The organism is Enterococcus massiliensis (genome assembly GCF_001050095.1).
GTDB lineage: Bacteria > Bacillota > Bacilli > Lactobacillales > Enterococcaceae > Enterococcus_C > Enterococcus_C songbeiensis.
The window spans coordinates 931,426-944,674 of the sequence record NZ_CVRN01000007.1; the positions used below are offsets into that span (position 1 = coordinate 931,426).

The 13,249-nt window shown below is 40.6% G+C and carries 12 protein-coding genes; all 12 read left to right on the top strand.

What is annotated here, in order from left to right:
- Positions 1 to 170: 170 nt before the first annotated feature.
- The 12 genes from BN1875_RS11775 to BN1875_RS11830 all read left to right on the top strand — a co-directional run bounded on the left by BN1875_RS11775 (position 171) and on the right by BN1875_RS11830 (position 13,196).
- Complete coding sequence (locus tag BN1875_RS11775; protein ID WP_048605025.1) at positions 171 to 1,601, top strand: S41 family peptidase; 1,431 nt, start codon at positions 171 to 173, stop codon at positions 1,599 to 1,601.
- Between the two features lie 22 nt (positions 1,602 to 1,623).
- Positions 1,624 to 2,184: a signal peptidase I gene (gene lepB / locus BN1875_RS11780; protein WP_069959653.1), complete on the top strand. Its 561-nt coding sequence runs from the start codon at positions 1,624 to 1,626 to the stop codon at positions 2,182 to 2,184.
- A 72-nt stretch (positions 2,185 to 2,256) separates the two neighbouring features.
- Positions 2,257 to 3,123: a ribosome biogenesis GTPase YlqF gene (gene ylqF / locus BN1875_RS11785; protein WP_048605027.1), complete on the top strand. Its 867-nt coding sequence runs from the start codon at positions 2,257 to 2,259 to the stop codon at positions 3,121 to 3,123.
- The gene (locus tag BN1875_RS11790; RefSeq protein WP_048605028.1) at positions 3,113 to 3,880 is read left to right on the top strand and encodes a ribonuclease HII; all 768 of its coding nucleotides are present in this window, start codon (positions 3,113 to 3,115) and stop codon (positions 3,878 to 3,880) included. The genes ylqF and BN1875_RS11790 overlap by 11 nt, the downstream gene beginning before the upstream one ends.
- 61 nt (positions 3,881 to 3,941) lie before the next feature.
- A complete protein-coding gene (gene dprA / locus BN1875_RS11795; protein ID WP_048605029.1) occupies positions 3,942 to 4,808 on the top strand; it encodes a DNA-processing protein DprA in 867 nt (288 codons plus the stop codon).
- A gap of 130 nt (positions 4,809 to 4,938) precedes the next feature.
- The gene (topA, locus tag BN1875_RS11800) at positions 4,939 to 7,017 is read left to right on the top strand and encodes a type I DNA topoisomerase (RefSeq protein ID WP_048605030.1); all 2,079 of its coding nucleotides are present in this window, start codon (positions 4,939 to 4,941) and stop codon (positions 7,015 to 7,017) included.
- 73 nt (positions 7,018 to 7,090) lie between these two features.
- On the top strand, positions 7,091 to 8,383 hold the full coding sequence (gene trmFO, locus BN1875_RS11805) for an FADH(2)-oxidizing methylenetetrahydrofolate--tRNA-(uracil(54)-C(5))-methyltransferase TrmFO (protein WP_048605031.1): 1,293 nt from the start codon (positions 7,091 to 7,093) through the stop codon (positions 8,381 to 8,383).
- A gap of 173 nt (positions 8,384 to 8,556) precedes the next feature.
- A complete protein-coding gene (xerC, locus tag BN1875_RS11810) occupies positions 8,557 to 9,456 on the top strand; it encodes a tyrosine recombinase XerC (RefSeq protein ID WP_048605032.1) in 900 nt (299 codons plus the stop codon).
- A gap of 84 nt (positions 9,457 to 9,540) precedes the next feature.
- The gene (hslV, locus tag BN1875_RS11815; RefSeq protein WP_048605033.1) at positions 9,541 to 10,086 is read left to right on the top strand and encodes an ATP-dependent protease subunit HslV; all 546 of its coding nucleotides are present in this window, start codon (positions 9,541 to 9,543) and stop codon (positions 10,084 to 10,086) included.
- Between the two features lie 14 nt (positions 10,087 to 10,100).
- Complete coding sequence (gene hslU / locus BN1875_RS11820) at positions 10,101 to 11,498, top strand: ATP-dependent protease ATPase subunit HslU (RefSeq protein WP_048605034.1); 1,398 nt, start codon at positions 10,101 to 10,103, stop codon at positions 11,496 to 11,498.
- An 18-nt stretch (positions 11,499 to 11,516) separates the two neighbouring features.
- Positions 11,517 to 12,308, top strand: coding sequence for a GTP-sensing pleiotropic transcriptional regulator CodY (gene codY, locus BN1875_RS11825; protein WP_048605035.1), 792 nt, complete (start codon positions 11,517 to 11,519; stop codon positions 12,306 to 12,308).
- A 12-nt stretch (positions 12,309 to 12,320) separates the two neighbouring features.
- Positions 12,321 to 13,196 (top strand): aldose 1-epimerase family protein, encoded by an 876-nt coding sequence (locus BN1875_RS11830; protein WP_048605036.1) that lies wholly within the window; start codon positions 12,321 to 12,323, stop codon positions 13,194 to 13,196.
- Positions 13,197 to 13,249 lie beyond the last annotated feature (53 nt).

Consider the following 13,249-nt stretch of genomic DNA (forward strand, 5'->3'; position numbering starts at 1 on the left):
TAAAATCCACTGCTGATTTTATCAGTTTTTTTTTTCAGAAAAGTCTTTGAGAAAGTTTGAATAATCAATTTTTTTCATAGCAAACCGGAGAAACTATGCTAAAATAAAACAGACGCTAAAAAAAGAAAACGGTCAAAACTAGCGAGAAAGATAGAAAGCTGGAGGAAAAAATGAAGCAAGGGATTCCTTTTTATAAATACATGATTTCCATGATTTGTGTTGCAATTATTTTTGGTGGTGGAGGAATTCTCTTCCAACGAAACAGTGATGCACAAGCAGAAAAAAGTGAGACAGCCACAGATGGTGACGAATTGCAAAAGGTACATGATCTATATCAAACTGTCACAGATAATTATTATAAAGATGTTGATAAGGAGAAGTTGATTGAAGGTGCTTTGAGCGGGATGGCAGAAGCATTGGATGATCCTTACACGACCTATTTGAACCAAGAGGATGCCACGGAGTTGGATCAATCTTTGTCTGACAGCTTCGAAGGAATCGGAGCAACCTTGGCGCTGGTGGATAAAATTCCACAAATCGCACAGGCGCCCATCAAAGGAACACCTGCCGAAAAAGCTGGACTACGAGCAAAAGATCAGATTTTAAAAGTGGATGACAAAGAAACCGCGGGCAAAGAATTGACCGAAGTTGTTCAAGAAATTCGTGGGGAAAAAGGAACAAAGGTCAAACTGACCATTCAACGGGGGCAAAAACAATTTACTGTCACCTTAGTTCGGGACACTATTCCTCTGGAAACGGTTCATGGGGAAATTGCTGCGGATCATCCAAAGGTAGGGGTGATTCAAATCACCAGTTTTGGCGAAGGAACCACCAATGAATTAAAAACAGCCATTGAGGCTTTGAGAAAAGACGGAGCAACTTCTTTTCTGTTAGATGTTCGGCAAAATCCTGGCGGTTTATTGGATCAAGTAGAACAAATGTCCAGTATGTTCTTAGAAAACGGCAAAACGATTGTTGAATTTGCTGACTCGGAAGGTGTTGTCTCAACGGCAAAAGCCAGTGAAAAATTAGACAACGGATTTAAAGTCAAAGAACCGGTTGTAGTTTTAGTAGATAGTGGTTCCGCCTCAGCCGCCGAAATTTTTGCTGCGGCTTTAAAGGAATCGGCGAATGTTCCGGTAATCGGGACAACGACTTTTGGAAAAGGAACCGTTCAAAGCATTGCTGATTTAGGAGACGAAAGTGAAATCAAATTAACCATCATGAAATGGTTGACACCTTCTGGAGATTGGATTCACGAAAAAGGTCTCAAGCCGACGATTGAAGCAGACTATCCTAAGTATGCCTATCTACCGCCCCTGCCACGGGATGAAACATTGAAAGCAGGGCAGGATTCCGATGACGTATCTACCTTGAATCAATTTTTAAATGCCCTTGATTATGATACGAGCGGTAGTTTATTCAATGAAAAAACCTCGGTGGCAGTCAAAGAGTTACAAGAAAAATATCAATTAGACGTAACAGGAGAAGTGGAAGAAAAAACTGCTACACAAATTGAAGCACTGATTACTAAAAAACTGCAAACGCAGGATCAGGCCTATTTAACAGGATTAGACGAATTAGCAAAACAGAGTAAATAAAAAATGAAGTGGCGTTTTTATGATGGGAGGAGAATCAGTGAAGAAAAAATATTTGGATGTATTCTGGGTGATTTGCAAATATGCGATTTTGGCTTTTATGATCGCGATTGTGATTCGTGGCTTTCTCCTGATTCCGGTTCCCGTTGAAGGAAACTCCATGGAGAAAACATTGGACCAAGGGGATATGGTACTGGTGGAAAAAATATCCCCAATTCGCCGTTTTGATGTGGTGGTTTTTCAATTACCAAGCGGAACTACTTACATAAAGCGAGTGATTGGTCTACCCGGTGATGTCATCGCCTATAAACAAGATCAATTGTACATCAACGGCAAACCAGTTGATGAACCATTTTTAACAAAAAATAGGCGCAGTGATTCCGGTGATTCATCCTATACGAATGATTTTTCTCTCCAGGAATTGACAGGAGAAGTTGCGTTGGGAGAGAACAGTTATTTTGTATTGGGTGATAATCGGCGGGTTTCTAAAGACAGCCGTTCTTTTGGTTCCATTCAAAATACAGATATCTTAGGAAAGGCACGGATTGTCTATTATCCGCTGCCTCATTGGAAATTTATTGCATAGTACGATAAAAAGTTTTTTTAAAGACTTTTATTTAGCAGAGAAAATATATGATAGACAGGAAAGGAAAAATAAATGACGACGATTCAATGGTTTCCCGGTCACATGGCAAAGGCCAAACGGGAAGTAAGTGAAAAATTAAAATTTGTTGATATTGTTTTTGAATTGGTGGATGCTCGCTTGCCCCTTTCTTCTAGAAATCCGATGATGGATCAAATTTTGCAACAAAAGCCACGATTGGTTCTATTGAACAAAGCAGATTTGGCTGATCCAATCCAAACAAAAAAATGGCAAGGATATTTTGAAGCACAGGGATTTCCAACGTTAGCGATCAATGCCCAGGAAAATCAAGGAGTCAAAGCAATCGTTGGTAAGGCAAAACAGGCACTTCAGGAAAAAATTGCCAGAGATAAAGCGCGAGGAATCAGACCACGAGCAATTCGAGCGATGGTTATCGGTATTCCTAACGTGGGAAAATCGACCTTGATGAATCGACTTGTGGGGAAAAAAATTGCACAGACGGGAAATAAACCTGGAGTTACAAAAGGTCAACAGTGGTTGCGCTCTGGTAGTGAATTAGAATTGTTGGATACACCGGGAATTCTTTGGCCAAAATTTGAAGATGCGATGATTGGAAAAAAATTGGCATTAACCGGGGCAATCAAAGATCAACTGCTGCATTTGGACGATATCGCTTTATACGGATTGGATTTTTTTTCCCGCTATTATCCGGGAAAAATTGCAGAACGATATCAGCTGTCAAAAGAAGAGGAAGAACAATTAGCTCCTGAATTATTAATGAGCATCACCGCAAAAAAAGGATTGCGGGATGATTATGAGCGGGGGAGTGAGTTGATTATTTTTGATATTCGCCATGGAAAAATGGGGCGATTTACGCTCGACCGATACGAAGAAGCAGGAGACACATTGGATGAAAAATGAATCCATTCAGCAAATAAAAGAAAAACTTAATCAAATCAGTGAACGGGAGAATCCCTACCTTTCTGAATTGCGGCAAGACGCCCGTGCAGGGGTTCAAAAATTGCTTCAACAATTTGAAAAACGCATAGTGAAACAAGAACAGTTGATTGCTCAGTATGAGCTTATGAGCCAGTTTGAGAAAAACCTAATTACTCAAGGTCACCGATTTATCGCTGGTATCGATGAAGTTGGGCGGGGACCGTTGGCGGGTCCAGTTGTCTCAGCTGCGGTAATTTTACCAACGAATGTCCAAATTCTTGGATTAAATGATTCCAAACAATTATCCCATCAAAAACGTGCCGAATTATTTGATCAGATTCAGGAACAGGCATTAGCCATCGGAATTGGCGTAGTCGATCATGAAGAAATCGATAAAGTCAATATTTACCAAGCCAGCCGTAAAGCGATGACCTTAGCAGTTCATGATTTGGCTATCCAACCCACCCACTTATTGATTGACGCGATGGCATTGGATTTAGCGATCCCCCAAGATAAAATCATCAAAGGGGATGCTCGTTCAATTTCGATTGCTGCTGCCAGTATCGTTGCCAAAGAATTTCGGGATCAGCTGATGGTAGAATACCATAAAGTTTATCCTTATTACGGTTTCAATCGCAATGCCGGCTACGGAACGAAAGAACACTTAGCTGGTCTGGAAAAATATGGCATGACGCCGATTCATCGAAAAACATTCGGTCCGGTAAAAAAATATCTTTAAAAAATATTCCTTTCTTTCTGCGAACTTTCTTTTGAAGAATTCAAAGAAAGAAGGGATTTTTTTGACAACAATTGAAGAATTTATTTTTAGGTTGACCTATTGCAAAGGATTAGGAATTGTCGGCAAATGGAAAATGGTCCAGTTTGCAATGAAGTTTCAGCAGATGGCGTTTTCGGCACAGGAAGTTGTGGAAATTGTTGGAGTCAATAATTATTCTCAGGTGATAAAAGAGTCGTGGCAAAAATTGACACCGGATTTTATTCAAGAGCAAGCAGCAAAACAAAAATTTATTACCTTTTTCTCCGAGGACTATCCGGTGTTGTTGAAAGAAATTCCCCATCCGCCACTGATTTTATTTTACGAAGGCCATATCCAACGCCTCCAATTGCCGCTGCTTGCGGTTGTGGGTGCGCGGGATGCTTCCTCCTATGGCAGACGGCTTGTAGAACAATTTGTTCCGGGTCTTGTACGGGAAAATTATGGAATCATCAGCGGATTGGCAAAAGGAATCGATAGTTACAGTCATCACGGAACGATTCAGGCAGAGGGCTACACAATTGGCGTAGTGGGAACGGGCGTCGATCAATGTTACCCGAAAGAAGCGTTTCCTATTTATTCCGAAATGAAGGAAAATCATTTGATTATCAGTGAGTATCCGAAGGGAACAGGAGCCAAAAAGCATCATTTTCCCATGCGGAATCGAATCATTGCCGGTTTGTGTCAGGGAATCTGTGTGATTGAAGCCAAAGAACGTAGTGGTTCACTGATTACGGCGCAACTGGCTTTGGAAAATGGCAGAGAAGTCTTTGCCTTTCCGGGGGACTTGTTAAATGGTCGTTCCACCGGGTGTCATCGGTTGATCCAAGACGGCGCAAAATGTGTTGTAACTCTTGCAGATATTCTTGAGGAATTGCCGAATTTTGAATAAAAGTGTTTCGCCTTTCTTGACAAACGTTTTTCTAATGGATATGATAAGCTACGATTTGTATAGAAGCATAACTTGCACAAAACAGTATATAATATAGTAGAAAAAGTTAAGAGAGGAGCCATTTTTATTTATGGCGTACAAATATCTGGTGATCGTTGAATCACCTGCGAAAGCAAAAACAATTGAAAAATATCTCGGCAGAAATTACAAAGTCGTTGCAAGTGTCGGTCATATTCGAGATTTACCAAAGAGCAAAATGGGAATCGATGTTGAAAATAATTATGAACCTCATTACATCTCCATTCGTGGGAAAGGCGATGTTATCAAGGGATTGCGCAGTGCGGCAAAAAAAGCCCAAAAAGTTTATCTCGCAAGTGACCCGGATAGAGAAGGGGAAGCAATTGCATGGCATTTAGCCCATTTGCTTAATTTAGATTTAGCAGATAAGAATCGGGTGGTTTTCAATGAAATCACTAAGGAGGCAGTCAAAGCGGCCTTCAAAGAGCCTCGATCCATTGATCTCGATCTCGTGGATGCCCAACAAGCCCGTCGTGTGTTGGACCGTTTGGTAGGGTATTCCATCAGTCCGATTTTATGGCGTAAAGTGAAAAAAGGGTTGAGTGCAGGACGGGTTCAATCCGTTGCGCTGAAAATGATTATTGATCGGGAAAATGAAATTCGTAAATTTATTCCAGAAGAATATTGGTCGATTGACGGCAATTTTAAAAAAGGCAGCAAAAAGTTCAAAGCCAATTTCTGGGGACTTGACGGTAAAAAGAAAAAATTACCGAATGCGGAAAGTATTAAAGAGATTACAAGCCGTTTGGACAGCAAAGACTATGATGTAAAAAAAGTTGAGAAAAAAGAACGCAAACGTAATCCGGCAGCACCGTTTACTACCAGCAGCATGCAACAAGAAGCAGCTCGAAAACTAAACTTCCGGACGCGAAAAACCATGATGGTTGCGCAACAACTTTATGAAGGAATTGCCTTAGGAAAACAGGGAACAGTTGGATTAATCACTTACATGCGTACCGATTCTACTCGGATTGCTGAATCTGCAAAAGCTGAAACGGCTGAATTTATTGAAACGACGTATGGCAAAGAATTTGCTGCTCATGGCGGACGGAAAATAAAAAATGCTCAAGGGGCACAAGATGCCCATGAAGCCGTTCGTCCATCAAGCGTGTTGCGGACACCTGATGAAATCAAACAATATTTGGACAAAGACCAATTAAAACTGTACACCTTAATTTGGTCACGATTTGTTGCAAGCCAAATGACACCGGCCGTTTTGGATACAATGAAAGTGACATTGGAACAAAATGGCGTAATCTTTATTGCCAACGGTTCAAAAATCAAATTCAAGGGTTTTATGCAGGTTTATGTTGAAGGGCGGGACGATGGCAAAGAAGACAAAGAAAATATTTTGCCGGAATTACTTGTCGGTGATGTGGTTCAATCCGTTCAAATCGAACCAAAACAACATTTTACACAACCACCTGCTCGTTTCAGCGAGGCAACTTTGATTCGAACGCTGGAAGAAAAAGGGGTGGGGCGGCCTTCCACCTATGCACCGACATTGGAGACGATTCAACGTCGGTATTATGTGAAGCTGCAGCAAAAACGCTTTGAGCCGACTGAACTTGGTGAAATCGTCAATACTTTGATTGAAGAATTCTTCCCGCAAATTATTGATGTTAATTTTACAGCAGAAATGGAAGGCGACTTGGATGGTGTTGAAGAAGGCAAAGAAGACTGGGTCAAAGTCGTGGATCGTTTCTACCGCCCATTTGAAAAAGAATTGACCAATGCCGAAGAACAAATTGAAAAAATCCAAATTAAAGATGAACCAGCCGGCTTTGATTGTGACCTTTGTGGGCATCCGATGGTAATCAAATTAGGACGTTACGGAAAATTTTATGCCTGCAGCAACTTCCCTGAATGCCGCAATACAAAACCCATCGTGAAGGAAATCGGGGTAGTGTGTCCAGTATGTCATGAAGGACAGGTCATTGAACGGAAATCCAAAAAAAATCGGCTATTCTATGGTTGCTCCCGTTACCCAGATTGTGATTTTACTTCTTGGGATAAACCAGTTGGCAGGGATTGTCCAAAATGTGGCAAATATCTTGTCGAGAAGAAAGTAAAAGGCGGCAAGCAAGTCGTTTGTATCAATGGGGATTATGAAGAGAACGTTCAAAAATAATTGCAAAAAAAAATTGGTGTCTTCTGTAAAAGCGGAAGCACTAATTTTTTCCAACTAGAAAAGAGGATGAGTTATGACACACGTAAATGTAATTGGTGCCGGGTTAGCCGGTAGTGAAGCAGCTTGGCAAATCGCTGAAGCAGGTGTACCGGTAAAATTATTTGAGATGCGCCCCAAGAAATCAACAGAAGCCCATCATTCCCAAAATTTTGCTGAATTGGTTTGTTCCAACTCGCTACGAGGAAATAGTCTAGCCAATGCAGTAGGTGTTTTAAAAGAAGAAATGCGTCGTTTGAATTCAGTGATTGTTTCTTCAGCTGATACTACAGCCGTTCCTGCAGGTGGGGCTTTAGCCGTGGATCGAGATTCTTTTTCTGAATTAGTAACCGAACGCCTAAAAAATCATCCCAATGTTACAATCATGGCAGAAGAAATCACTGAAATTCCGGAAGGACTCACAGTGATTGCCACTGGTCCTTTAACTTCCGCTCCGCTTGCAGAAGCAATCAAAGAGTTCAACGGTTCTGATGGTTTTTACTTTTATGATGCAGCAGCACCGATCATTGACAAGTCCACGATTGATATGGAGAAAGTTTATTTAAAATCCCGCTATGATAAAGGGGAAGCAGCCTATCTGAATTGTCCGATGACAGAAGAGGAATTCAATGCCTTTCGCGATGCATTACTTGAAGCAGAGGTTGCCCCTCTAAAGGAATTCGAAAAAGAAAAATATTTTGAAGGTTGTATGCCAATCGAAGTGATGGCAGGTCGAGGACCAAAGACAATGTTGTTTGGTCCAATGAAACCAGTTGGCTTGGAAGATCCTAAAACAGGAAAACGTCCGTTTGCGGTTATTCAATTACGTCAGGATAATGCAGCAGCGTCTCTTTATAACATTGTTGGTTTTCAAACGCATTTAAAATGGGGAGAGCAAAAACGAGTTTTCCAAATGATTCCGGGACTGGAACAGGCCGAGTTTGTTCGTTATGGTGTTATGCACCGCAACAGCTTCATGAACTCTCCTGAATTACTGTTGCCAACTTACCAATCAGCTAAAAGAAATGATTTATTTTTTGCTGGTCAAATGACAGGGGTAGAAGGCTATGTTGAAAGTGCGGCGAGCGGTTTGCTGGCAGGACGCAATGCGGCTCGTTTGGCAAAAGGAGAAGAGCCACTGACTTTCCCACAAGAAACAGTGTTGGGGAGCATGGCGTATTACATCACTCACGCAGAAGGAAAACATTTCCAACCAATGAATGCCAACTTTGGCTTATTGCCAGAATTACCTGAACGGATCAAAGATAAAAAAATGCGCTATGAAACTTTGGCACAACGGGCATTAACCGCATTGGAAGAAGTAAGATAAACGAATAATTTGCGAAAAACGAGGGCAATTGACCTTCGTTTTTTCTCTGAAATTGTGAAGAAATTGTGTAAATTGTGAGAAAACTTGAAAATATTGTTTAAATTCTGACAACTGGTTTGTCTTTTTTTTCCGGATATGCTACAGTTATTTCGAACTAGAAAAGAGGGAGAAAGATGGCGGAAAAAGATTGGCCTCAGGAGTTTTATCGTTATTTAATCGTTGAACGAGGTTACTCTGATAAAACGCAAAAAGCCTATCAGGAAGATTTTGAAGATTTTTCAGACTTCTTGAAAAATTCTGGTGATGGCGACTTTTTAACGATTGACCATCGAGATGTTCGGGTATATTTAAGCTTCTTAAATGAAAAAGAATATAGCCGCAATACCATTAGTCGGAAGATCGCAAGTTTACGCTCATTCTATCAATATTTGTTGAAGCAAGAAATCATTGAAGAAAATCCTTTCACCTATATCCATCTAAAAAAACGTACTGGAAAACTGCCTCGCTTTTTATACGAAAAGGAAATGGCCGCGTTATTTGACAGTGTTGAAGGAAATCAGCCTTTACAGCAGCGAAACCGTGCGTTATTAGAAATTTTGTACGGTTCCGGTTTGCGGGTCAGTGAGTGTGCCGGACTTCAGTTGACTGATATTGACCGGTTGGGAGAAGTTTTATTGATTCGTGGGAAAGGAAACAAAGAACGTTATGTCCCCTTCGGTTCTTTTGCACAGCAAGCGTTAGAAACCTATATTGAAAACGGTCGTGTGAGTTTGATGAGTAAGAAAAAGAAAACGCATTCGGTTGTTTTTGTGAATCATCTGGGAGATCCGATTACTGCTACGGGTATTGAATACATTTTGAATCAAATCATCAAAAAAAGCAGTTTAGACAGTAAAATCCATCCTCATATGCTACGGCATACGTTTGCAACTCACTTGCTGAATAATGGCGCAGATATGCGGACGGTACAGGAATTATTGGGTCATGCCAATCTTTCCACAACGCAAATTTATGCGCATGTGACAAAAGAAAGTTTGCAAAAAAATTATCGTCAATTTCATCCTAGAGCTTGATTAGTATAGCTGGGATGTTCGTTTTACTTTTTTTAAAGAGAAGAATTAACAGGAAAATTAAGTACCGAAACAGGAGGAAAAGAAATGGAATCACAATTTCACTCAACAACGATCTGCGCTGTTGAAAAAGACGGCAAATTTGCCATGGCAGGTGACGGTCAAGTCACAATGGGAGAACAAGTTGTCATGAAAGGGACCGCCCGCAAAGTTCGACGTATTTATAATGGCGAAGTCGTTGTTGGATTTGCCGGAAGTGTCGCAGATGCCTTCACATTGGAAGAAAAATTTGAAGGAAAATTGAACGAATACAATGGCAATCTCCAACGAGCAGCTGTTGAATTAGCACAAGAATGGCGGACACAGCAGTCCATGCAAAAACTGGAAGCGATGCTGATTGTAATGAATGACAAGGAAATGCTGCTGGTTTCAGGAACTGGGGAAGTGATTGCTCCTGATGATGGGATTTTAGCAATCGGATCTGGTGGAAACTATGCACTAGCCGCAGCCCGTGCGATGAGAACTTACAGCAGTCATGAAATGACCGCAAAAGAAATTGCAGAAAATGCATTAAACATCGCCGCAGATATTTGTGTCTTTACCAATCATAATATTATTGTCGAAGAAATGTAGTGAGGAGACTTTTTATGCAAGCAATAAATCAAACACCTAAAGAAATCGTGAAAGAATTGGATCAGTATATTATTGGTCAGCAAGCAGCAAAAAAATCAGTTGCCGTTGCTTTACGGAACCGATACCGTCGTTTGCAGTTGGAAGAGTCAATGCGACAAGAGATCACGCCTAAAAATATGCTGATGATCGGACCTACTGGTGTAGGAAAAACGGAGATTGCCCGTCGCTTGGCAAAAATTGTTCAGGCCCCTTTTGTCAAAGTTGAAGCAACAAAATTCACAGAAGTAGGGTATGTCGGTCGTGACGTGGAGTCCATGGTTCGTGATTTGGTGGAAAATGCGATTCAAATTGTTCAAAAAGAACAATATAGTCGAGTCTATTCTCGGGCGGTCAAAAAAGCCAATCGTCGGTTGGTAAAAGTGTTGGTACCGGGAATCAAAAAAGAAAAGAAACAATCAAGTAACCCTTATGAACAAATGATGAATATTTTTTCTGCACAGCAAACCAAAGAAGAACCAAAAGAAGAATTGACAGAAGAAATCAAAACCAATCGACAAGCGATTTTCGATCAATTGGAAAAAGGATTATTGGATAATCGAGAAGTAACGATTGAGATTGAAGAACCAAAAACCGCCGCACCAATGATGAACAACGGCTTAGAACAGATGGGAATCGATTTGAATGAAACCTTAGGGGCTTTGAAACCGCAGAAAAAAATCGAACGGACTGTGACGGTCAAAGAAGCTCGAGAACTATTGATTCAAGAAGAATCTTCAAAATTAGTTAACGATGCGGATATTCATAGTGAGGCAATTCGCTTGGCAGAATCAAACGGAATCATTTTTATTGATGAAATCGATAAAATCACGTCGAAATCACAGCAGTCAGGAGAAGTTTCTCGGGAAGGGGTACAGCGGGATATTTTACCAATTGTTGAAGGATCGCAAGTCAATACGAAATATGGTGCATTACAAACCGATCATATCTTATTCATTGCTTCCGGTGCCTTTCATTTGTCAAAACCAAGTGATCTGATTCCCGAATTACAAGGACGTTTCCCAATTCGTGTAGAACTGGAAGATTTAACTGCTGAAGATTTTGTTAAAATTTTGACCGAACCAAATAATGCTTTGATCAAACAATATATCGCATTGGTGGAAACTGAAAATGTGGAAATCACCTTTACCATTGAAGCCATCGAAAGAATTGCACAGATTGCGTTTGATGTAAACCGTGATACCGACAATATTGGGGCACGACGGTTGCATACGATTTTGGAAAAATTGTTGGAGGACCTATTGTTTGAAGCGCCGGATATGCAAATGGGAGAAATCACTATTACGGAAAGCTATGTAAATGAAAAGTTGGGATCAATCATCCAAGACCAAGATTTGAGCCGCTACATTTTATAGGGAGATGAGGAGTAAAAAATGACAACTTTATTAGAAAAAACCAGACGTATCAATGAATTGCTGCAACAAAAAAATACCTTTGATATGAGTACGGATCTGCCTTATGATAAAATGGCGATGAGTTTGGGGGATATTCTTGACTGCAATGCTTATATCATTAGCAGTGAAGGAACATTATTGGGTTTTAATGAAAAACATGATGTTAACAATGATCGGGTAAAAAGCATGTTTGTTGAAAAACAATTTCCTAAATCCTATACAGATACCGTGGATCATTTAGGAAAAACAGAAGCAAATATTCCAATCAGTAGTGATATGACTGCCTTTCCAATTGAATCACGGGAGCAATATCCTCATGGTTTAACAACGGTGGTGCCGATTTTTGGTGCCGGAGAACGGTTGGGAACGATTATTCTTGCTCGCATCGATGCTTCCTTTGACGATGATGATTTGGTTTTAGCGGAATACGGGGCAACAGTTGTTGGAATGCAATTTCTTTACCAAAAATCTCGCAGCATTGAAGAAGATGTTCGCAGTGCTACGGCTGTGCAAATGGCGATCAACACCCTTTCTTACAGCGAATTAAAAGCTGTACAAGCGATTTTTGCAGCATTGGAAGGCAATGAAGGACGCTTAACAGCTTCAAATATTGCCGATGAAATCGGAATCACCCGATCGGTTATCGTCAATGCTTTGAGAAAATTGGAATCAGCCGGAATCATCGAATCTCGTTCACTGGGAATGAAGGGAACGTATTTGCGCGTCTTAAATGACCGGTTTAAAGAAGAATTAAATAAACACGCCTACTAGGGGGAGAAAATCATGTCGATCATCATTGAAAACGATCAACTGATCGCTGTAATCGCTGAACATGGTGCGGAGCTTCAAAGCTTAAAAAACAAGGAAAATCAATTAGAGTATATTTGGAAAGGGGACCCGGAATATTGGGGCAAGCATGCACCGCTGCTTTTTCCAATCGTGGGTGCGCTTAAAAATGATCACTATCAGTATCAAGGGAAAAACTATACCTTGCCACGACACGGGTTTGCCCGAAATATGGATTTTGAAGTAGTAAACCATACTGCAGAAAGTGTCAGCTTTTTGTTGAAGAGTTCAGAAGAAACCCGGGAGAATTATCCCTTTGATTTTGAGCTGTATGTTCATTATGAACTTGGGGGAGACGGCATACAGGTTCGTTACGAAGTTATCAATTTGAGTGAAGAAGAAATGTTCTTTTCAATTGGCGGGCATCCGGCTTTTAACGTGCCTTTAGATCCCGCACTGTCCTTTGAGGATTATTACTTAGCATTTTCTCCACGGAAATCTCGGTTGATTTTACCATTGGAAGGTAATTATGTGAACATGGATCAACGAACATTAGGGCAAACGAATACTAATATCGGATTAACTCATGAATTGTTCAAAAACGACGCCTTGATTTATGAAACAAAAGGGCTAAATTCAATTTCGATTTGCAGTGAAAAATCTCCTCACGGGGTTACTCTGACGTATAATAATATGCCTTATGTCGGTATTTGGTCACCAACACCAAAAGAAGCACCATTTGTTTGTATCGAACCGTGGGTAGGGATCGCCGATACGTTGGATGCTTCCGGTGACTTAGTTGAAAAATTGGGTATTCAACAATTAGCCGGTCGGGAAAGCTTCCAAACAAAATATGCGATTACTCTTAGATAAGCTGAAAAAAAGCCCATGAAACAAGCAAACTTGATTTCATGGGATCTTTTTCT